A 21749-nucleotide genomic window follows, 5' to 3' on the forward strand; every position below is an offset into this window, starting at 1 on the left:
ACAGTCGTTCCTTCAGAACGGTGTTGGCGCGGACTTGACCCCGGTAGGTCAACAACCGCGCCAACCCTCATCAGCTCCGTTCTGCAGGCGTAAAACTTTGAAAGCAGCTTCTGTGAGGAATGCCGGCAGCGCTGGCTTTGCGGCCCAAAAAGCCCCCGAGCGCATGCGTGCCGTTCATTTCTGGATGAGCGTCCCGTGGGACCACTGATGAGGGTAATAACTGTGCTTGAAGCCTACCGCAAACATATCGAAGAGCGTGCAGCCCTGGGTATTGTTCCCCAGCCGCTTAACGCCGAACAAACCGCAGGCCTGGTCGAGCTGCTGAAAAATCCTCCAGCCGGCGAAGAAGAATTCCTCGTTGACCTGATCACCAACCGCATTCCACCTGGTGTTGACGAAGCTGCCTACGTCAAGGCCGGTTTCCTGTCTGCCCTGGCCAAGGGCGAAGCCACTTCCCCCCTGATCGACAAGAAACGCGCTGTTGAACTGCTCGGCACCATGCAAGGCGGCTACAACATCGTGACGTTGGTCGAGCTGCTGGACGACGCCGAGCTGGCGCCTGTCGCCGCGGCCCAACTCAAGCACACCCTGCTGATGTTCGACGCGTTCCACGACGTCGCCGAAAAAGCCCGCAACGGCAACGAGCACGCTAAAGCCGTAATCCAGTCCTGGGCTGACGGCGAATGGTTCCGCAACCGCCCTACCCTGGCCGACAAGATCAGCCTGCGCGTATTCAAGGTCACCGGCGAAACCAACACCGACGACCTGTCCCCTGCTCCGGACGCCTGGTCCCGCCCTGACATCCCGCTGCACGCCCTGGCCATGCTGAAAATGGCTCGCGAAGGCATCGTGCCGGACGAGCAAGGCAAGACCGGCCCGATGAAGCAGATCGAAGAAATGCGCGGCCAAGGCTTCCCGATCGCCTACGTCGGTGACGTGGTCGGTACCGGCTCTTCGCGTAAATCCGCTACCAACTCGGTACTGTGGTTCTTCGGCGACGACGTACCTTACGTACCGAACAAGCGTGCCGGCGGTTTCTGCTTCGGCAGCAAGATCGCTCCGATCTTCTACAACACCATGGAAGATGCTGGCGCACTGCCAATCGAATTCGACGTGACCAACATGAACATGGGCGACGTGATCGACCTGTATCCTCATGCTGGCAAAGTCTGCAAACACGGCACCGATGAAGTCCTGACCACCTTCGAAATGAAGACCCCGGTCCTGTTGGACGAAGTTCGTGCCGGCGGCCGTATCCCGCTGATCATCGGCCGTGGCCTGACCGACAAGGCTCGCGCCGAATTGGGTCTGGGCCCTACCGACCTGTTCAAGCTGCCTGAAGCACCGGTCGACACTGGCAAGGGTTTCACCCTGGCCCAGAAAATGGTCGGCAAGGCCTGCGGCCTGCCGGAAGGCAAAGGCGTTCGTCCAGGTACGTACTGCGAACCGAAGATGACCACCGTGGGTTCCCAGGACACCACCGGTCCTATGACCCGTGACGAACTGAAAGACCTGGCGTGCCTGGGCTTCTCGACCGATCTGGTAATGCAGTCTTTCTGCCACACCGCGGCTTATCCAAAGCCGATCGACGTGACCACCCACCACACGCTGCCTGACTTCATCATGACCCGTGGCGGTGTATCGCTGCGTCCAGGCGACGGCATCATCCACAGCTGGCTGAACCGCATGCTGCTGCCGGATACCGTCGGCACCGGTGGTGACTCCCACACCCGCTTCCCGATGGGCATCTCGTTCCCAGCCGGTTCCGGTCTGGTCGCGTTCGCCGCAGCCACTGGCGTAATGCCACTGGACATGCCGGAATCGATCCTGGTGCGCTTCAAAGGCAAAATGAAACCTGGCATCACCCTGCGTGACCTGGTTCATGCCATTCCTTACTACGCGATCCAGTCCGGTTTGTTGACTGTCGAGAAGAAAGGCAAGAAAAACGCCTTCTCCGGCCGCATCCTGGAAATCGAAGGCCTGAACGACCTGACGCTGGAACAGGCTTTCGAGCTGTCCGACGCCTCGGCCGAACGTTCGGCTGCCGGTTGCACCATCAAGCTGTCGAAAGAGTCCGTCACCGAGTACCTGAACTCCAACATCACCCTGCTGCGCTGGATGATCGGCGAAGGCTACGGCGATGCACGTACCCTGGAACGTCGCGCTCAAGCGATGGAAGCCTGGGTAGCCAACCCAGAGCTGATGGAAGCCGATGCCGACGCGGAATACGCCGAAATCATCGAGATCGACCTGGCCGAAATCAACGAGCCGATCCTCTGCGCACCAAACGACCCGGACGACGCTCGTCTGCTGTCGAGTGTTGCCGGCGAGAAGATCGACGAAGTGTTCATCGGTTCGTGCATGACCAACATCGGTCACTTCCGCGCTGCCGGTAAGTTGCTGGAGCAGGTCAAGGGTCAGCTGCCTACCCGTCTGTGGCTCTCGCCGCCGACCAAGATGGACGCTCACCAACTGACCGAAGAAGGCTACTACGGCATCTACGGCAAGGCTGGCGCGCGCATGGAAATGCCGGGCTGCTCGCTGTGCATGGGTAACCAGGCACGTGTAGAACCGAACTCGACTGTTGTGTCGACCTCGACCCGTAACTTCCCTAACCGTCTGGGTGATGGTGCCAACGTCTACCTGGCCTCGGCTGAGCTGGCGGCAGTAGCCTCCACCCTGGGTCGCCTGCCGACCGTCGAAGAGTACATGGGCTACGCGGCGAAACTGGACACCATGGCCAGCGACGTCTACCGCTACCTGAACTTCGACCAAATCGCTGAGTTCCGCAAGATCGCAGCAAGCGCCAACATCCCGGTGATTCAAGCCTAAGGTGTTGATGTAACAAAAACGCCGCGTATCGCAAGATACGCGGCGTTTTTTTATGCCTGGAATATAAACACATTCAATTGATCCCTCTGTCACTGACCCACCGCTATCGGGAGCAAGCCCCCTCCCACAGTTTTGACCTCGACGAGCGTCCTTATACCTTCAACCGCACCACCGTCTGATCCTCAAGGTGGGCTGGCTGAAGACACCGATCCAAATGTGGCAGGGGGCTTGTCCCCTCCCACAGCTTTGACCGCAACGGGCGACCTTATACCTTCAACCGCACCACCGTCTGATTCTCAAGGTGAGCTGGCTGAAGACACCGATCCAAATGTGGGAGGGGGCTTGCCCCCTCCCACAGTTTTGACCCCAACGGGCGACCTTATACCTTCAACCGCACCACCGCCTGATCCTCAAGGTGGACTGGCTGAAGACACCGATCCAAATGTGGGAGGGGGCTTGCCCCCGATGGAGGAGTGTCAGTTGATGCATCTGCCACTGACCCACCGCTATTTGGAGCAATCCCCACGCGTCACGCCTTGCTCACCTCCAGCGCCAGCTGCACCGCGCCATCGACGCTCAAGCCACTGAGCAGCACATGGGACGCCAATGCTTCGGGCAGCCCCTGCAACACCTCGCGCGCGTCATGCCGCACGCGGGCAAGTACCAGGCGCTTGCCCCCCCCGTGTACTTGCGCAAAAAAAGCCGCCAGCGCTTCGATGCTGGTGCCGTCGAGGTCCGGCGATTCTTCCAGGCTCAACACTACCGCCTGCGCCTGGGAATGACGCATCAGGCGCAAGGCCGCGCCCAGGATGCGCTCGGCGTTCGCAAAAAATAGCGCTTCGCTGGGCCGCACGATCAATACCCCCGGGACGGCCAGGGCATCGGCATGGTGCAGGCGGTCGACAAAATCATGGCTGTCACCGAGGCGGCCCAGCACTTGAATGTCGGCTGATGACATCTGGCGCAGCATCAACATCACACTGATTGCGACCGCGAGTAGCAAACCATCCAGCACGCCCAGCACGAGCACCGCCGCCACCGCACAAATCACCAGCACGCGATCGCGGCGCCACAGGAAATAACGCCCCAGCGGCTGCAAACTCAAGCCTCGACCCAGGGCATAGATGACGACGGCCGCCAACACCGGCTCCGGCGTGAGCGCGACATAGGGCAGCACCGTCAGCACGATCAGCAATATCACCAGCGCCGCGACAATCCCCGCCAGGCGCGAATAGGCGCCGGCCGCCTCGTTGGCCGACGTCGCCGAATACCCGGCACCGGCCGGCATGCCGTGGAACAGACCGGAGACCAGGTTGGCCACTCCCAGCGCAAGCAAGTCACGGTTGGAGGACACGCGGTCGCCATGCTTGAGCGCGAACGAACTGATAGAGCCGTAGGACTCCGCGTACAGGATCATCACCAGCGCAAACGCCAATTCCCCGAGGCGCAGCCAGTCGGCAAACGGCAGCACCGGCAAATGCCCCAGCTCCAGGCGCAGGTCGATCATGCCGATCTGCGCCACGCCATAGGCCTGCAGGTCCAAGTACTGCCCGGCAGCGATGCCGAGCACCACGACCACCAAACCACCCGGCAGACGCGGGAAGCGTGCGCACAGCCACAACACCAGCAACGCCAGCCCCGCCACCAGTGCCGCAGGCCAGTTCCAGCGCGGTAGCTGCTCCAGCAACTGCGGCAGAAAACGGATCAGGTTGTTATCGGTCAGGTGCACGCCCACCACACTGGCCAATTGCTTGAGGATGATGGTCAGCGCCAGGCCGAAGGCGAAGCCACGCAACACGGGCTTGGCGATAAACGAAGTGACGCCGCCAAGTTTCAACAGGCCGGCCAACAGGAAAAACACCCCGGTGAGCAGTACCAGCCCGAAGGCCAGGGAAAGCCTCAATGCCGGGTCATCTCCCGCCAGGCTCGCCGTCGCCGCCGCCAAAACGGCCGCCGACGACGAGGTAGCCGAAACAATCGCAAAGCGGCTGGTGCCGAACAGGCCGTAGCACACCAGGCCGGCAAATAAAGCGATCACCCCGGCCTGGGGCGGCAGCGCGGCGATACTGGAATAGGCGACGGCTTCCGGCAGCAGCAAACCCGCGATGGATAGGCCAGCCAGCAGGTCTTGGATGCGGTTCGACGGTACGGCAACGGGTGCATCGGTTTCAGTCTTCAATCGGCCCAACCCATCCTGGCAAAAAGCGTGCGTAAGCTTAGCCCTCATTGCTCGGCTGCGGTTGAGCCGCATCAGCTTTTGCGCGGGCAAAAAAAAGCCGATTCGCGCTATGCGCGAATCGGCTTGCTTGCGTGAGCCCTGGGTTCAGGACAGCAGCGAGTAAATCAATGCAGTAATTGCCACCAGGCCCACTGCGGTGACAAACACGTTGGACGCGTGCCCACGGTACTTGGCCATGGCCGGCACCTTGCGGATCGCGTACATCGGCATCAGGAACAGGATCGACGCAATGATTGGCCCGCCCAGGGTCTCGATCATACCGAGGATGCTGGGGTTCAGCGTGGCGACGATCCAGCACACCACCAGCATGAAGCCCGCAGTCATACGGTCCAGCGTCTTCGCAGCTGGACGGCGACCGCTTTTGAGCACCAGACCCTTGAGGCCTTCGCTCGCGCCGATGTAATGACCGAGGAACGACTTGGCAATCGCCACGAACGCGATCAACGGTGCAGCGAACGCGATGGTCGGGTTGTTGAAGTGGTTGGCCAGGTACGACAGGATCGACAGGTTCTGCGCCTTCGCTTCAGCTAACTGGGCCGGCGACAGGGTCAGCACGCAGCTGAACACGAAGAACAGCACCATCACCACCATCAACAGGTGCGCGCGGGACAGGATCTGCGAACTGCGCTCATCGGCGTGTTCGCCGTACTGGCGCTTCTGGTCAACCGCAAACGCCGAGATGATCGGCGAGTGGTTGAACGAGAACACCATCACCGGAATCGCCAGCCACAGGGTATTGAGCAAGGCCGAAGGCGCCGGGACCACACTCGCGGTGCTGAGGATGCCACCGTTCCAATGCGGGATCAGGTACACCGCGAGGAACAGCAAGGCGACGATAAACGGGTACACCATCATGCTCATGGCCTTGACGATCACTTGTTCGCCGCAACGCACCACCGCCAGCAGGCCGAGGATCAGCACAAACGCCAGCAACGCCCGTGGCGGCGGCATGATGTGCAACTGGTGTTCCATAAAGCTGCTGACCGTGTTGGTCAGGGCCACGCTGTAGATCAGCAGGATCGGGAAAATCGCGAAGAAGTACAGCAAGGTGATCAGTGCACCCGCTTTGATACCGAAATGCTCTTCGACCACATCAGTAATGTCCGAACCTTCACGGCCGGAGAGCACAAAACGGGTCAGCCCACGGTGGGCAAAGAAGGTCATCGGAAACGCCAGCACTGCCAGGATCACCAGCGGCCAGAAACCGCCCAGGCCGGCGTTGATTGGCAGGAACAAGGTACCGGCGCCAATGGCGGTGCCGAACAGGCCAAGCATCCAGGTGGTGTCCTGGCGGCTCCAGCTTGTGAGGGTTGCAGGTGTCGTTGCATAGCGTTCGTCGACGCTATTGGCCTGATCATTCATCCGGTCGGATCTCCGCATTTACACGGCCGGGACGAGTCAGAAAAACCTGACAGGCAGCGCCCCGACCATAGAAGGGGCCGGATTGTCCGGGATTCTTTTGAATAAGCAAAGACTTAGCTGAGGAATGGTTGTACGAAGCAGATTAATCCAATTGACGACAATTTGTTCCAGTCAGGAACGTGACGCCTGTTTCGCCCACTCAGAGGGAGCCTTATCACGAACCTTGGAGATTCAACCATGACGATTTCAAACCTCAATCTGTCCCACGCCGGCCACTTGGTCGACAGCGTGGCGATGCATATTGCCGATCAAATCGCGGCACAAGATAAGCCCAAGCCACAGCAGCCTCCCAGCTTCCCTTTTAACGGCATTGAATACGCTGCTGCGCCCAAACCGAACAACACAATGATCCCAATGCCTCGCATCGGCTAAGACTGCGCGACTCACCAGGGCGTGGATCCATGCTATGGATTCACTGCCCTCTACCCGCCCCCTGCGGACCTTGCATCACCGCCCTATAAAATGTCGCATACTCTCTCTTCCATCCCGCCCCACAAGGAAGAGCCGTCCGATGACCACCACTGTTCTGGTCCTGGTTGAAACCATCAACGACTACCTGCAAATCATCGAGAGCAATGACTTTCATGTGATCCTGGCGCCAACTCCAGCCGAACGAGCCCAAGCCATCAAGCGCTATGGCGGCCAGATCAACGCCGTGTTGACCCGCGGCCCCCTGGGCCTCTACGCCGACGAAATCGCCGCGCTGCCGCTGCTGGAAATCATCTGTGTGATCGGCGCCGGTTACGAACATGTTGACCTGCAGGCCGCCAGCAATCGTGGGATTGTCGTGACCAACGGCGCCGGGGTGAATGCGCCGTCGGTGGCGGACCACGCTATGGCGCTGTTGCTGTCCCTGGTGCGCGGCATCCCGCAGACCGACGTCGCCGTGCGGCGCGGTGAATGGCCCAAGGTGATGCGCCCTTCCCTGGGCGGCAAGCAACTTGGCATTCTTGGCTTGGGCGCCGTGGGCCTGGAAATAGCCAAGCGCGCCGCCCTCGGATTCGGTATGGAAGTGAGCTATCACAACCGTCAGCCCCGTGATGATGTGGACTACACCTACTGCGCCAGCGCCGTGGAGCTGGCGCGCACTTCGGACTTCATGATCCTGGCCACGCCCGGTGGCCCGAGCACCCGTCACCTGATTGATCGTCACGCCCTGGATGCTCTGGGGCCGAATGGCTACCTGGTCAATATCGGCCGTGGCAGCGTCGTGGTTACCGCCGACCTGATCACCGCCCTTGAACAGCGCCGCATTGGCGGGGCTGCGCTGGATGTATTCGACGACGAACCCAAGGTGCCCGACGCCCTCAAGCACCTGAGCAATACCGTACTCACCTCCCATGTGGCCGGCCTTTCACCGGAAGCCGCTCACGACACCGTGCAACGGGTGGCCGACAATCTGGTGGAGTACTTCGCCGGCCGACCAGTGCTCACGCCGGTCGTATTACCCGCGCCCGTAAAATGACCAATCAGGCACGCTGATCATCATCCAACACGCTAACCTATTAAGCCGCCCCGACCTTGTCGCTGGGCGGTCGTGCGCATTAGATTAGGAAATAGTCCAAGGCCTTTAGAATAAGCAGAAGGGATAAGCATGGCGCTGAACGACCAATCGACCCAGATTCGCCCAGGCGAAGAACTTGATGCTGGCCTGATCGATCCCTATCTCAAGGCCCATATCCCGGGCCTGAGCGGCACGCCTGCGATCAGTCAGTTCCCCGGCGGCGCGTCCAACCTGACTTACCTGTTGGAATACCCTGGGCAGGAATTCGTCCTGCGCCGCCCGCCCTTCGGTCACAAGGCCAAGTCAGCCCATGACATGGGCCGTGAATTCCGCATTCTCAATCAGCTAAAAGATGGCTTCCCGTATTGCCCCAAAGCCTATGTGCATTGCACCGATGAATCGGTGATCGGCGCTGAGTTCTACGTGATGGAACGCGTCAAGGGCATCATCCTGCGCTCCGACCTGCCGCCTGAGCTGGGACTGGATGCAACCAAGACCGAAGCACTGTGCAAAAGCTTTATCGACAAGTTCGTCGAGCTGCACCAAGTCGACTACAACGCCTGCGGACTGGCCGACCTGGGCAAACCCGAAGGCTATGTGGCACGCCAGATTCGCGGCTGGAGCGACCGCTACGAAAAGGCCCTGACCCCCGATGCGCCCAAATGGGAGGCAGTGCGGGCCTGGCTCAACGACAAGATGCCGGCCGACCACCCGACATCAAGCATCGTGCATAACGACTACCGCTTCGACAACGTGATCCTCGACCCACACAACCCGATGCAGATCATCGGCGTACTGGACTGGGAGCTCACCACACTCGGCGATCCGCTGATGGACTTGGGCAACACCCTAGCCTACTGGATAGAGGCCGCCGACCCCGCGCCGGTGCAACTGATGCGCCGCCAGCCGAGCAATGCGCCCGGGATGCTCACCCGCCGCGAGTTCGTCGACTACTACGCCGAACGGTCGGGCATCCAGATCGATAATTTCGACTTCTACTACACCTACGGCCTGTTCCGCCTGGCCGGCATCGTGCAGCAGATCTACTACCGTTTCTTCCATGGCCAGACCCAGGACAAACGCTTTGCTCAGTTCATTCACATGAACTCACTGCTGGAGCAAATGAGCCTGAAGGTAATCGCTAAATCAGCCCTCTGATCGCACAAAAACAAGGAACCCCCATGTCCAAGACTCATCTGTTCGACCTCGACGGCAAAATTGCGTTTGTCTCCGGCGCCAGCCGTGGCATCGGTGAGGCCATCGCCAAGTTGCTGGCCCAGCAAGGCGCCCATGTGATCGTCTCCAGCCGCAAGCTAGAAGGCTGCCAGCATGTGGCCGACGCAATCATCGCCGACGGCGGCAAGGCCACTGCGGTTGCCTGCCATATTGGTGAAATGGAGCAGATTAGCCAGGTGTTCGCCGGCATTCGCGAGCAGTTCGGCCGCCTGGATATTCTGGTCAACAACGCAGCCACCAACCCGCAGTTCTGCAACGTGCTGGACACCGATCTGGGCGCGTTCCAGAAGACCGTTGACGTGAACATTCGCGGCTACTTCTTCATGTCGGTGGAAGCCGGCAAGCTGATGCGCGAAAACGGCGGCGGCAGCATCATCAACGTGGCCTCGATCAACGGCATCTCGCCGGGTGTCTTCCAAGGCATCTACTCGGTGACCAAGGCCGCGGTGATCAACATGACCAAAGTGTTCGCCAAGGAATGCGCTGAATTCGGCATCCGTTGCAACGCCCTGCTGCCGGGCCTGACGGACACCAAGTTCGCCTCGGCGCTGGTGAAAAACGATGCGATCCTGAAAATGGCCCTGGCGCAGATCCCGCTCAAGCGTGTGGCCGACCCAAGCGAGATGGCCGGCGCGGTGCTGTTTCTGGCGAGTGACGCGTCCAGCTACACCACCGGTGTGTCGCTGAATGTAGACGGTGGTTTCCTCTCCTGACTTCGCCCGGGTTTCTACAGGTCGATTTACGCGTAACCTTGGCGTAGATCGATTTGTCTCAGAGTGAAACATGGAACTGCACATCGTCATCAAAGGCCGCAAGGACCTGGCGGCTCAGCTTTATCAGCAATTGCGCGAAGCCATTGCGTCCGGGCGTCTCGCGGCAGGCGCGCAACTGCCGCCCAGCCGCCTGCTGGCCGAGCAGTTGGGCGTATCGCGCAAGACCGTGTCCGATACCTACGCCACGTTGACCTATGAAGGCTTGCTGGTGGGAAAGATCGGTCGTGGCACCTTCGTTAACGCTTGGGCGCCCCCTGCGGATCGCCTGCAAACTGCCACCGACCTGGCCTGCGCCAACAACCTGGCTAAATGGCAGGCGCTGCCCTCGCCGATGCGCCACCCCACACGCGACAACCTCCTGCGCTACGAATTTCTCGGCGGCGCCACCAGCCGCAATCAGTTCCCACAAGACGAATGGCGACGCTGCACCCAGGACGCGCTGCGCCGCATTGCCCAGAACAGCGGCTTCTACAGCCAACCCGAAGGCTTGCCGGCACTGCGCAGCGCCATCGCTGGGCATATCGCCTTTTCCCGAGGCGTCAAATGCCGCGATGACGACATCGTGGTCACCAATGGCGCGCAACAGGGGCTGGACCTGCTGGCCCGCGTGGTGCTGGAACCAGGCAGCATCGTCGCCATGGAAGACCCTGGCTACAGCCCCGCACGCCAGTTGTTCCAAGCGATGGGCGCCCGCGTCGCCAGTGTGCCGGTGGATGACCAAGGCATTCAGGTGGATCAGATCCCCGACGGCACCCGCTTGATCTATGTGACCCCCTCCCACCAGTTCCCCCTCGGCATGCCCATGAGCCTGGCGCGCCGTGAAGCCTTGCTGGTCCGCGCCTTCGACCTGGGGGCGATCATCATCGAGGACGACTACGACAGTGAATTCCGCTACGAAGGCCGCCCCACCGATTCCCTGCAAAGCATGGACACACGCGGCGTAGTCACTTACGTCGGCACCTTCTCCAAAACCCTGCTGCCCGAACTGCGCCTGGGCTATCTGGTGCTGCCGCCGGCGATCCACGGCGCGGTACTCAAGGCCAAGCAATTGACCGACCAGCACAGCTCCACCTTGCCGCAATGGGCGCTGGCCAAGTTCATCAGTGAAGGCTACCTGCTCAAACACATCCGCCGCTGCCACTCCGTATATGCCGGGCGTCGTGAGCGCATCCTGCAACGACTGGCCGGGGATTTGTCGCCGTGGTTCGAAGCCGTGCCCACCGTGGCGGGGTTTCATATGGCGGCGCTGTGCAAGGTGCCGGTGAGCATTCCGTTGCTGATGACATTGGCGCGTGAGGCCGAAGTGGGTTTATACCCGCTTGATGTGTTCTTCCACGACGCACCGGTGCGCCCTGGGCTGATTATTGGATTCGGCGCCATCGAAACCCTGGATATAGACCCGGCGCTGGACAAGGTGCGCGACATTCTCAAACAGATTGGCTAGGGGCTTTTCCGGCGGATTGGTCATTGGTCGGCCAGGTTCTGCGGCGTAGGGTGGACAGGTCTAGAACTACTCGGAAACCCGAACATGAATCGCCTGCTCGCCACCACCCTGATGCTCGCCTCACTCAGCGCCTTTGCCCACGAACCGGTGTACAACCAAGAGTCGATCAAGGTGCTGCAGGAGCACGCCCTGACCAACGTGCCCGGCAAGAAAACCATCATGCTCACCGTTGATTACGCCCCCGGCCAGGCCACCGTTCCCCATAGCCATACGGGGACGGCGGTGGCCTATGTGCTGGAGGGCGCGATCACTTCGCGGGTCAATGATGAGAAAGCGATAACCTACAAGGTCGGCGAATCGTTCTACGAGCCCGCGGGTTCGCGGCACTTTGAATCCAGCAACGCCAGCCAGACCCAGCCAGCGAAGTTACTGGTGGTGATGGTGTTGGATGACAAGGCCGAGGTGCTGACCCCTCTTCCAAAATAATCAGCTAAGACATCCATCAGAAGTATGGGCGGTCGCTATGTGTGTGAGGGGCTTGCTCCCGATAGCAATGGGTAGTCGACACCCATTTGGCTGAACTACCGCTATCGGGAGCAAGCCCCCTCCCACAGTTTTGACCGCGTTGAGTCAGGGACTAGGGGCGTTTGAATAGGCAGCGCAGTTCTTCGATTCTTGACCGGCACGCACAGCCCTCAAGGTGATCATTGACCATCCCCATCGCCTGCATCAGCGCATACATCGTGGTCGGACCTACAAAGGTCCAGCCACGTTTTTTAAGGGCCTTGGACAGTCGCACCGAGGCCGGTGAGGTGGGGTTGCCCGTCCAGTAAGCCAGGTCCACCACTGCCGGGCGCTCTTCATCACCCGGCTCGAACGCCCACAACCACCGCGCCAGCGATCCGGTTTCATCCACCAGCTCACAGGCCCTGCGCGCGTTGTTGATGGTGGACACGATTTTGGCCCGATTACGCACAATCCCCGGATCCTGCATCAGCCGCTCTATATCAGCCTCGCCGTACTGCGCCACCCGACGAAAATCAAAGCCCTCGAACGCCGCACGAAACTGCTCGCGCTTGCGCAAAATGGTGATCCACGCCATCCCCGCCTGAAAGCCTTCCAAGCAAATTTTCTCGTACAGCTGGACATCGTCCGCCACCGGCACACCCCACTCCTGGTCGTGGTAACGCGGATATTCCGGCGCCGAGGTGCGCCAGCTGCAATGGGTGTGGCCCGCTGCGTCAGTGGTCAATCCTGGAGTGTCCATCCATCACCTCATAAGCCGAGCGGCGGATGATAGACGAAAATTTTTCCAGCCCGCCAACCGCTCAAGCATCGCCCTCAGCGACCAACTGGTCAGACCGGGACTTGTCAATCAACCAATAATGACTTGTGATTTCGAAAAAACCCGGCGTAGACTGGCCCCGCACTGGACTTACCGGTATGACCACAACAATTAAGCCCTGGAACCACCAGGGCACCGAATAGAGATCCCTCCCATGCTCAGATGGTGCTCGCGTTCGATTTTCCTGCAAGTCGTAATTGGCCTGATGCTTGGCATCATCTGCGGCCTGGCCCTTCCCGAATTCTCCTCGCAACTCAAACCCCTGGGTGACGGCTTTATCAAGCTGATCAAAATGCTGATTGGCCTGATCGTGTTCTGCGTCGTGGTCAGTGGCATTTCCGGCGCCGGCGACTTGAAGAAAGTCGGACGAATCGGCCTCAAGTCGGTGATCTACTTTGAAATCCTCACCACCATCGCCCTGGTGATCGGCCTGGTCATGGCCTTCAGCACCGGTATCGGCCAAGGTGCCAATATCCACCTGGAGCAGCTCTCCTCCGCCGGCCTCAATGAACTGGCCGACAAGGGCCAGCACATCAAGGGCACCAGCCAGTTCCTGATGGACCTGATCCCCAACTCGGTGATCGGCGCCTTTGCCGACAACAACGTGCTGCAAGTGCTGCTGTTCTCGGTGCTGTTTGGCAGCGCGCTGAACCTGGTGGGCGAAGCGGCCTCAGGCATCACACGGCTGATCAATGAGCTTAGCCACGTGATCTTCCGCATCATGGGCATGATCGTGCGCCTGGCGCCAATCGGTGTGTTCGGCGCGATTGCCTTCACCACCAGCACTTACGGCCTGGACTCCCTGCAACACCTGGGCAGCCTGGTTGGCCTGTTCTACCTGACCTGCTTTGCCTTCGTCGGACTGATCCTGGGCCTGGTAATGCGCCTGTCGGGCCTGCGCATGCTGCCGTTGCTTAAGTACCTGCGCGAAGAACTGCTGATCGTAATGGGGACCGCCTCCTCCGATGCCGTGCTGCCGCAGGTCATGCGCAAACTCGAACACCTGGGCATTGGTAGCTCCACCGTCGGCCTGGTGATTCCAACGGGGTATTCGTTCAACCTAGACGGTTTCTCGATCTACCTGACCCTGGCCATTGTGTTTATCGCCAACGCCACCGGCACGCCGCTGTCGATGACTGACTTGCTGACCATCCTGCTCGTGTCGTTGATCACCTCCAAAGGCGCCCACGGGATTCCCGGCTCTGCGCTGGTGATCCTGGCGGCAACGCTGACAGCAATCCCGGCGATTCCGGTAGTGGGCCTGGTGTTGGTATTGGCGGTGGATTGGTTCATGGGCATCGGCCGCGCACTGACTAACCTGATCGGCAACTGCGTCGCCACCGTGGCCATCGCACGCTGGGAAAAAGACATCGATATCCAGCGCGCCAACAAGGTATTGGACGGCCAGCAAGGGTATGCCTTCCAGGCCAAGAAACCGGTGCTGCCGGCCCACCAGGAATTCTAACGCTGTCTCATGGGCAACACTGGCTAATGTGGGAGGGGGCTTGCCCCCGATGAGGACGGTCAGTTGATAGATCTGTAACTGATCCACCGCCATCGAGGGCAAGCCCCCTCCCACATGACTGTATTAGCAACATTAAGGAAGTATCGACGTGATCAGCACCTCAACGGTCGTCAATTCAGTCGTAGAAAAACTCCGCGCCGCCCTGGCGCGAGGTCAGTGGCGCCGGGGCGAAATGCTGCCCGGCCAGCGCGAACTGGCCGAACAGATGGGCATCAGCCGCCCCAGCCTGCGCGAAGCGGTGATCGTGCTGGAAACCCTCGGCCTGGTGCGCTCCATGCCCGGCAAAGGCGTGGTCGTGCTCGAAACCAGCGTCAGTGAGCCCCAATCCAGCGACGCCGTGGCCGAAGCCAGTCTCGAAGACCTCCTGCAACTGCGCTACACCCTCGAACCCTTCATCGTAGGCCTTGTGGCTCAGTCCATCAGCAGCAAGGAAGTTGGCCAATTGCGCTTGACCCTAATGGACATGCGCGAGGCTCTCGACGCTGGTGACGCCGAAGCAGGCATGAACGCCTACATTGGCTTTCACGAAGAACTCTTTGCGCTCACGTCCAACCCGATTTTCCAGAACGTGGTGCAACAGACCAGCAACGCCCTCAAGCAAAGCGCCCAGGTTCTGCGCAACTCTCCTGAACACCTGGCCGAGCGCCTGCAGGAAAACGACGCGGTGGTGCGCGCCATACGCAACAAGAACAGCGCCTTGGCCAGCGCAGAAATGCGCAAGCACATCCTCCAGGAAGGCCTGCGCATGGGCATTCGCTTGAACATCCCGGACGACCATCTGGGCAGCTGACTTTTTGGAGACGACCATGACCGCCCACGCCCTGCACCGCGAGCCCTTCCTCCCCGCCCTGCGCCTGGTAGCCGGTAAAAAGCCAACGGTGGATGACATTTACCCACGGCTGTTCGACGCGATCCTCGAACAACGCATCGCCCCGGCCAGCCGCTTTACAGAAGAAAGCCTGGGTGAAACCTTTGGCGTGAGCCGCAGTGTGATTCGCCGCGTATTGGCCAAGCTGTCTCATCAGCAAGTGATCATCCTGCGTCCCAACCAGCGCGCTCAAGTGGCGGCACCGGACGCACAGCAGACGCGGCAGATCCTCGAAGCACGGCGCATGACCGAAATCACCGTGGTGCAACTGGCGTGTGCCCAGGCCACGGCGACGCAGATACGCCAACTGCGCGAGTTGATTGCTCGCGAACGCGAGTGCATTGAACGCGACCAGCGTGGGCCGGCGATTCGCTTGTCGGGGGAGTTTCACCTGCAACTGGCGGTGATGGCGGGGAATGGTCCGTTGGCGCAGTTCCTCAACAGCCTGGTGCCGTTGACGTCGTTGATCATTGCCCAATTCGAAGCAAAAGCCTGCACGTATTGCGCGTGGCAGGAGCATGTGGCGATTGTGGATGCGGTGGAGCAACGCGACTCAAGCACCGCAGTGACCCTGATGACCCAACACCTGGATCACCTGGAAGCCAAGTTGCTGAAACACCATTAATCTCCAGATAAAACGAGATAAAAATGTGGGAGGGGTGTTTGATAAAGGGCATTCCAACAAAAAGCCCCTGCATCTCACAATGCAGGGGCTTTTGTTTCAGGCGCTAAATCAAGCCGGTTGCAGTACCGACGGCCCACTCAAGGCCAAGTCCAGCAACTCACGGTTCGCGACCGCATACATGGCGTAGTCCGTACCGACCGCAGCACGAATCTCCACCATCATGGCCACCCAACGATCCGCCATGTCCTTGTGCTGCTCAAGCCACAGGGCCACGCGGGCTTCCATGTCTTGTGGCGCGTCGGCCATTTGCAGGACAGAAATGGTAATCGCCCGTTGCTGCCAGTCCACGTCGTCGCGGAACGCTTCGCGAGCCGCAGCCTGCCAGTTGTTGGCCACTGGCAGATCGCTGATCTGCTGCAGGTACCATGGCAAGTCCAGAGCGCTACCTACGGCGAAGTAGGCCTTGGCCACTTCGGCGGCGTCATGCCCGGTTACGTCAGCGGCTTCGATGATTGGCAGCAGGGTGTACAGGTGAGTAGTGCCTGCAACCATACGCGCCAACAACTCCGGCACGCCCGCTTCGGTGTAAGCCTGATAGCGTTTCTGCCAGCCTTCGCGGGTCGGTCCTTCCAGCAGTTCGTCGAGCTTGAGGCCCAGTGCGGCCAGGTGCGGACCGAAGTGCGCGGTGTCACGCCCAGCGTCCTGCTCGTTGCGACGGCTGCGTAGGAACCAACGCGTAGCGCGACGGCCCAGGCGCATCAGCTCATCCATCAACTGCAATTGCACGTCAGCGGAGACCTGGTGGTCCAGGGCTTCGATCTGGCGGAACCAGTGCGGGAGGTGGAAGATGTCGCGCACGATCACATAAGCGCCGGCCACGTTCGCCGGGCTCATGCCGGTCGACTCTTTGAGTCGTTGAACGAAGGTGATGCCCATGTGGTTAACCAGGTCGTTGGCGATCTGGGTGCTGACGATCTCACGCTTCAGGCGGTGACGACGCATGGCCTCGCCGAACTTGGCGACCAGGCTCGGTGGGAACGCGGTCTCCATGTCACGTGTCAGGTACTCGTCATCCGGCACCAGGGACTTGAGCAATGCTTCCTTGAGGTCGATCTTGCTGTACGAGATCAGCACCGACAGTTCCGGACGGGTCAAGCCCTTGCCGTTGGCGGCGCGCTCGGCGAGCTGCTCCTCGGTCGGCAGGTACTCGATGGCGCGGTCCAGCTTGCCACGGCCTTCCAGGTCGCTCATCAAGCGTTTGTACTCGGCTGCTCGCTCGTAAGCCTTGCGGGCAGCCAGGGACAGGGCCTGGGTTTGCTTATAGTTGTTGCCCAACACCAGGTTGCCGACTTCGTCGGTCATGCTCGCCAGCAACTGGTTGCGTTGCTTGTCGGTCATGTCACCGGCCTGCACCACTTCGTTGAGCAGGATTTTGATGTTCACTTCGTGGTCGGAGCAGTCCACACCACCGGCGTTGTCGATAAAGTCGGTGTTGGAACCGCCGCCATTGAGGCCGAATTCCACACGACCCAGCTGGGTCATGCCGAGGTTACCGCCCTCGCCCACCACCTTGCAGCGCAGTTCGTTGCCGTTGACGCGCAGCGCGTCGTTGGCCTTGTCGCCGACATCGGCGTGGCTTTCGGTGCTGGCCTTGACGTACGTACCGATACCGCCGTTCCACAACAGGTCCACCGGCGCCTTGAGCAAGGCGTTCAGCAGTTCGGTCGGGGTCAGCTTGTCGGCCGAGATGTCGAAGCGTTCTTTCATCTGCGGCGAGATGGCAATGCTCTTCGCGCTGCGCGAGAAGATACCGCCGCCTTCGGACATGATGCTGGTGTCGTAGTCGGTCCAGGCCGAACGCGGCAGCTCGAACATGCGCTGACGCTCGACGAAGCTGGTCGCCGGGTTCGGGTTTGGATCGATGAAGATGTGCAGGTGGTTGAAGGCTGCGACCAGTTGCAGCTTGTCGGACATCAACAGGCCGTTACCGAACACGTCACCGGCCATATCGCCGACGCCCACCACGGTGATGCTGTCTTCCTGCACGTTGATGCCGCGCTCACGGAAATGACGCTGCACACCGACCCACGCGCCTTTGGCGGTGATGCCCATTTTCTTGTGGTCGTAACCGGCGGAACCACCGGATGCGAACGCATCACCCAGCCAGAAGCCGTAGTCGATGGCGATGCCGTTGGCGATGTCGGAGAAGGTCGCGGTGCCCTTGTCCGCTGCGACGACGAGGTACGGGTCATCGTCGTCATGACGCACGACGTTGGCCGGCGGCACCAGAGCGCCGTCCTTGAGGTTGTCGGTAATGTCCAACAGGCCCGAAATGAAGATGCGGTAGCAGGCAATACCCTCGGCCGCGATTTCATCCCGCGTGCCGCCCAGTGGCAAGCGACGCGGCAGGAAGCCGCCCTTGGCGCCCACCGGTACGATCACCGAGTTCTTCACTTGCTGAGCCTTTACCAGGCCGAGCACTTCGGTGCGGAAGTCTTCTTCACGGTCGGACCAGCGCAGGCCGCCGCGGGCGACGTTACCAAAGCGCAGGTGCACGCCTTCGACCCGTGGCGAGTACACGAAGATTTCAAACTTCGGCACCGGCTTAGGCAGCTCGGGAATGGCGCGCGGGTCGAACTTGAAGCTGAAGTACGACTTGTTCTGGCCGTTGGCGTCGGTCTGGTAGAAGTTGGTACGCAGGGTGGCCTTGATCAGGTCCAGGTAGCGACGCAGGATGCGGTCTTCGTTGAGCACCTGGACGTCGTCCAGGGCCGTGAGGATCGCTTGCTCCAAGCGTTGCTGCTTGTCTTCAAGGTCATCGGCGGTGAGCTTGCGCGCCAGGTAGAAGCGGGTTTTGAACAACCGGGTCAACTCGCGGGCGATGTCGGTGTGGTTGTTCAGGGTGCTGGCGATGTAACCCAAGTCGAAGCCCAGGCGGATCTGCTTGAGGTAACGGGCGTAGGCACGCAGCAGCGCGACGTCGCGCCATGGCAGGCCGGCGGTCAATACCAGACGGTTGAACGCATCGTTCTCGGCATCGCCGTGGACGATGTGCACGAACGCATCTTGCAGGGTGTCGTTGAGCTGCTGGATATCCAGGTTCACGCCTTCGGCGGCGATGAACGCAAAATCATGGATCCAGAACTCACGGCCATTGGCGTGGCGCAGTCGGTAAGGGAATTCACCCAACACGCGCAGGCCGAGGTTTTCCAGGATTGGCAGTACGTCGGACAGCGCCAGCGGGGTGTCGGCGTGGTAGAGCTTGCAATGCAGCTCACGTTGGCCGGAGACCTGGCCCAGTGGCTGATAGAAGCTCATCACCAGCGGGTTGGCTTCGGTCAGGCTGTTGAGGTGCTGCATGTCGACGACGGCTGAATGCGCGGCAAAACGCTCGCGGTAGCCGGCCGGGAAGCCTTTCGGGAAGTCCGCCAGCACATTGGTGCCCTGGGCTTCGCCGAAGCTTTCCACCACCAGGCTGGAGTAGTCGTCCTGCCAGCTGCGGCAGGCCTGCACCACTTCTTTTTCCAGTTGCAGCGGGTCGATGTCGAGGCGGTTCTTGGGGTCTACCCGCAGAATCAACTGGACACGGGCCAGTACGGACTCGGAGAAGAAGGTCCAGAACTCGCAGTCCGAGGCTTTCAGGCGATCCATCAGCACTTGCTGGATCTTCTGGCGCACTTCGGTGGAATAGATGTCGCGCGGCACATAGGCCAGGCAGTAGCAGAAACGACCGTACGGGTCTTTGCGCAGGAACACACGGATCTTGTTGCGTTCCTGAATCTGCACAATCGACATCACAGTGCTGAACAGCTCGTCGACCGGGGTCTGGAACAGGTCGTCACGGGGCAGTACTTCAACGACCTGGGCAAGCTCCTTGCCCAGGTGCGCCTTGGCCTGGAAGCCCGAACGGCGTTCGATTTCGGCCACTTTGCGACGAATGTACGGAATGACTCGCACGCTTTCGCCATACACCGACGAGGTGTACAAGCCCATGAAGCGATGTTCCTTGATGACCTTGCCGTCGGCATCGATCTCACGGATCGATACGTAGTCCGGGTAGGCCGGGCGGTGAACACGGCTTGGGTGCGCAGCCTTGGCGAACGACAGCACGGTCGGTTCACGCAGGTAAGACACAGCGTAGTCTTCGATGCGCAGGTCATCGGCGGTGAGGCCAGCACGCAGCAGCTTGGTCAGACCGAGGAAGGAACTGGCGTCATATTGAATATGACCACCGTCCGCCTCGTCACGTACCACAAATTCTTCATAGCCCAGGAAGGTGAAGTGGTTGCCCACCAGCCACTCCAGGAAGTTCTTGATCTCGGCTTTTTCTTCGCCATCGATGCCGAACTGGCTGGCGTCGATACCGGCCAGCAGGTCCTGGACCTTGGCTTTCATCGGTTCAAAATCGGCCACGGCCACGCGCACTTCACCCAGAACCTGCTCAAGCTCTTTGCTCAGCACGTTCAGTTCGGCGGCGTTGGCGCAGCGGTCGATTTCCAGGTACATCAGCGATTCTTGCTGGATGTCGTCGCCCTGCGTGCCTTTCGGCAGGATTTCCAGCAACTCGCCTTTGCTGCCACGACGCACACTCAGCACGGTGGTTTGCAGGGTGTGAATGCTGTAGCCGCGACGGTTCAGCTCGGTACGCACCGAGTCCACCAGGAACGGCAGGTCATGGTGCAGCACTTCGACCGCGGTATGGGTCGACTGCCAGCCATGACGTTCGTAATCGGGGTTGTAGACCCGCACTTGTGGCTGGGTGTGATCAAAGCGCTCAAGCAGGCGCCAGGCAGACAGGGTGCAACCGGCCAGGTCGGAAAGGCGACGCTGGGTCAGTTCGTCCAGGGAAATGATGCCGAAGAATTGTTCAGCGAACAGCGCCACTTGTGGCAGTGCCTGTTCGCTGATGTGCTGCGCCAGTGCCGCTTGCAGTTGATGCTGGAAGTCGGCCTTGCTGGCTGCGGTGAAGAACGCCATCTGTGGTACTCCGCTTGGGCTTGTTATTGATGGAAGCGTCGCGTGTTATCCCCTTGCGGGGAGACCGTCAGCTCTGTTCGCCGGTAACTAAAGCACCATAGACGAATCAGGATGACAGGAGGGTGAAGCTGGACAAGACAATGAGGTCACATACAACTTCCATAAGATGCGCACCCTGCCGGGTGACGGTACGACGGGCAGGTCAGACGCCTGGCAGGCTGTGGAACGAGAGCTGCATCCGTTGCGCAGCTTAACGACTGAGGGAAGCGCGCTGCTTGCGAAGCTGCGACATATTCGGTCATCGGTAAGCAGGCTCGCGGTTGCAACTTGGGCAACCCGTGATTTCGGGTGAAAAAACCGCCTGATTGTTCGGGGGTGAGTGTCGAAAATGACTGATTCTCCATGCCAGGTCATGCCCTGAGTCTGACACAGGAAGAAGCACAAAATTCGCGGCAATGGCACAATTGCCCACGCGATGCCCTCCCCCAGACAGGATTCCCCATGCTGCAAATCAAAACCGACGCCCTGATGGCCACACCCTGCGACGACGAAGAAGACAACATGGCCATGCTCTGCTGCCACGGCAAGAACGGCGAAATGTTCATGTTGACCCGCTACCCCGATGAAGACGAAGTGGAACTCACCTGGGACTACGGGCCTTCAACCCTCGATGGCCTGAAAATCACCCTGAGCGACACGACCCTGACCGTGGAACTGGCCGCCGGCGATGCCGACGCCCTCGGTGGCAAGGATAAATTGGAGATCAGCCACGCCACAGCAGTGGCAGATATGGCAGAAGTGGAAGCAACCCTGCAGAACATCCTCAAGGGCACTGGCACCTACGTTCGCGCCTGAAACCGGGGCCTTCAACCCCCTGCGCAGTCAAGATCGAGGGCCTTGACCGTTTGTCGTGACTGTTATTTCTAACAGTATCCCGCCTTCGGTTTTGCGCCTTAGCT

Annotated in this window: 15 protein-coding genes; 11 read left to right on the top strand and 4 right to left on the bottom strand. The window is 60.3% G+C overall.

What is annotated here, in order from left to right:
- Positions 1 to 222: 222 nt before the first annotated feature.
- The gene (gene acnB / locus BW43_RS13295) at positions 223 to 2832 is read left to right on the top strand and encodes a bifunctional aconitate hydratase 2/2-methylisocitrate dehydratase (RefSeq protein ID WP_032887185.1); all 2610 of its coding nucleotides are present in this window, start codon (positions 223 to 225) and stop codon (positions 2830 to 2832) included.
- A gap of 529 nt (positions 2833 to 3361) precedes the next feature.
- On the opposite strand, the gene BW43_RS13290 is transcribed toward acnB, so the two are convergent.
- Together BW43_RS13290 and BW43_RS13285 are read right to left on the bottom strand one after the other, a co-directional pair.
- Complete coding sequence (locus BW43_RS13290) at positions 3362 to 5011, bottom strand: SulP family inorganic anion transporter (RefSeq protein ID WP_032887186.1); 1650 nt, start codon at positions 5009 to 5011, stop codon at positions 3362 to 3364.
- Between the two features lie 144 nt (positions 5012 to 5155).
- Complete coding sequence (locus tag BW43_RS13285; RefSeq protein ID WP_032887187.1) at positions 5156 to 6433, bottom strand: serine/threonine transporter; 1278 nt, start codon at positions 6431 to 6433, stop codon at positions 5156 to 5158.
- A 237-nt stretch (positions 6434 to 6670) separates the two neighbouring features.
- On the opposite strand from BW43_RS13285, the gene BW43_RS13280 reads away from it, so the two are divergent.
- The 6 genes from BW43_RS13280 to BW43_RS13255 all read left to right on the top strand — a co-directional run bounded on the left by BW43_RS13280 (position 6671) and on the right by BW43_RS13255 (position 11936).
- On the top strand, positions 6671 to 6865 hold the full coding sequence (locus tag BW43_RS13280) for a hypothetical protein (protein ID WP_032887188.1): 195 nt from the start codon (positions 6671 to 6673) through the stop codon (positions 6863 to 6865).
- A gap of 139 nt (positions 6866 to 7004) precedes the next feature.
- Positions 7005 to 7958 (top strand): 2-hydroxyacid dehydrogenase, encoded by a 954-nt coding sequence (locus tag BW43_RS13275; RefSeq protein WP_032887189.1) that lies wholly within the window; start codon positions 7005 to 7007, stop codon positions 7956 to 7958.
- 129 nt (positions 7959 to 8087) lie between these two features.
- Positions 8088 to 9155 (top strand): phosphotransferase family protein, encoded by a 1068-nt coding sequence (locus BW43_RS13270; protein WP_032887190.1) that lies wholly within the window; start codon positions 8088 to 8090, stop codon positions 9153 to 9155.
- A 23-nt stretch (positions 9156 to 9178) separates the two neighbouring features.
- Positions 9179 to 9946, top strand: coding sequence for an SDR family oxidoreductase (locus tag BW43_RS13265; protein ID WP_032887191.1), 768 nt, complete (start codon positions 9179 to 9181; stop codon positions 9944 to 9946).
- Between the two features lie 70 nt (positions 9947 to 10016).
- Positions 10017 to 11450, top strand: a complete 1434-nt coding sequence (locus tag BW43_RS13260) for a PLP-dependent aminotransferase family protein (RefSeq protein ID WP_032887192.1) — start codon at positions 10017 to 10019, stop codon at positions 11448 to 11450.
- An 84-nt stretch (positions 11451 to 11534) separates the two neighbouring features.
- Complete coding sequence (locus BW43_RS13255; RefSeq protein WP_032887193.1) at positions 11535 to 11936, top strand: cupin domain-containing protein; 402 nt, start codon at positions 11535 to 11537, stop codon at positions 11934 to 11936.
- A 151-nt stretch (positions 11937 to 12087) separates the two neighbouring features.
- Here the strand turns inward: BW43_RS13255 and BW43_RS13250 are convergent, their stop codons facing one another.
- Positions 12088 to 12717 (bottom strand): DNA-3-methyladenine glycosylase I, encoded by a 630-nt coding sequence (locus BW43_RS13250; RefSeq protein ID WP_032887195.1) that lies wholly within the window; start codon positions 12715 to 12717, stop codon positions 12088 to 12090.
- A gap of 217 nt (positions 12718 to 12934) precedes the next feature.
- Between BW43_RS13250 and BW43_RS13245 the strand changes: the two genes are divergently transcribed.
- From BW43_RS13245 to BW43_RS13235, 3 genes are all read left to right on the top strand, one after another.
- Positions 12935 to 14260 (top strand): C4-dicarboxylate transporter DctA, encoded by a 1326-nt coding sequence (locus tag BW43_RS13245; protein ID WP_177326439.1) that lies wholly within the window; start codon positions 12935 to 12937, stop codon positions 14258 to 14260.
- A 148-nt stretch (positions 14261 to 14408) separates the two neighbouring features.
- The gene (locus BW43_RS13240) at positions 14409 to 15110 is read left to right on the top strand and encodes a FadR/GntR family transcriptional regulator (RefSeq protein ID WP_032887198.1); all 702 of its coding nucleotides are present in this window, start codon (positions 14409 to 14411) and stop codon (positions 15108 to 15110) included.
- A 16-nt stretch (positions 15111 to 15126) separates the two neighbouring features.
- On the top strand, positions 15127 to 15813 hold the full coding sequence (locus BW43_RS13235; RefSeq protein ID WP_032887200.1) for a GntR family transcriptional regulator: 687 nt from the start codon (positions 15127 to 15129) through the stop codon (positions 15811 to 15813).
- A 108-nt stretch (positions 15814 to 15921) separates the two neighbouring features.
- Here BW43_RS13235 and BW43_RS13230 read toward each other — a convergent pair whose 3' ends face one another.
- Positions 15922 to 20790, bottom strand: coding sequence for an NAD-glutamate dehydrogenase (locus BW43_RS13230; protein ID WP_032887202.1), 4869 nt, complete (start codon positions 20788 to 20790; stop codon positions 15922 to 15924).
- 501 nt (positions 20791 to 21291) lie between these two features.
- Here BW43_RS13230 and BW43_RS13225 point away from each other — a divergent pair.
- A complete protein-coding gene (locus BW43_RS13225) occupies positions 21292 to 21645 on the top strand; it encodes a hypothetical protein (protein ID WP_032887204.1) in 354 nt (117 codons plus the stop codon).
- The last annotated feature ends 104 nt before the right edge of the window (positions 21646 to 21749 follow it).

This window comes from Pseudomonas sp. RIT357 (genome assembly GCF_000632245.1).
Taxonomy (GTDB): Bacteria; Pseudomonadota; Gammaproteobacteria; order Pseudomonadales; family Pseudomonadaceae; genus Aquipseudomonas; species Aquipseudomonas sivasensis.

Coding starts and splice junctions, on each gene's coding strand:
- BW43_RS13285 (WP_032887187.1), bottom strand. CDS start 6,433: ATGAATGATCAGGCCAATAGCGTCGACGAACGCTATGCAACGACACCT.
- BW43_RS13280 (WP_032887188.1), top strand. CDS start 6,671: ATGACGATTTCAAACCTCAATCTGTCCCACGCCGGCCACTTGGTCGAC.
- BW43_RS13275 (WP_032887189.1), top strand. CDS start 7,005: ATGACCACCACTGTTCTGGTCCTGGTTGAAACCATCAACGACTACCTG.
- BW43_RS13270 (WP_032887190.1), top strand. CDS start 8,088: ATGGCGCTGAACGACCAATCGACCCAGATTCGCCCAGGCGAAGAACTT.
- BW43_RS13265 (WP_032887191.1), top strand. CDS start 9,179: ATGTCCAAGACTCATCTGTTCGACCTCGACGGCAAAATTGCGTTTGTC.
- BW43_RS13260 (WP_032887192.1), top strand. CDS start 10,017: ATGGAACTGCACATCGTCATCAAAGGCCGCAAGGACCTGGCGGCTCAG.
- BW43_RS13255 (WP_032887193.1), top strand. CDS start 11,535: ATGAATCGCCTGCTCGCCACCACCCTGATGCTCGCCTCACTCAGCGCC.
- BW43_RS13250 (WP_032887195.1), bottom strand. CDS start 12,717: ATGGACACTCCAGGATTGACCACTGACGCAGCGGGCCACACCCATTGC.
- BW43_RS13235 (WP_032887200.1), top strand. CDS start 15,127: ATGACCGCCCACGCCCTGCACCGCGAGCCCTTCCTCCCCGCCCTGCGC.
- BW43_RS13230 (WP_032887202.1), bottom strand. CDS start 20,790: ATGGCGTTCTTCACCGCAGCCAGCAAGGCCGACTTCCAGCATCAACTG.
- BW43_RS13225 (WP_032887204.1), top strand. CDS start 21,292: ATGCTGCAAATCAAAACCGACGCCCTGATGGCCACACCCTGCGACGAC.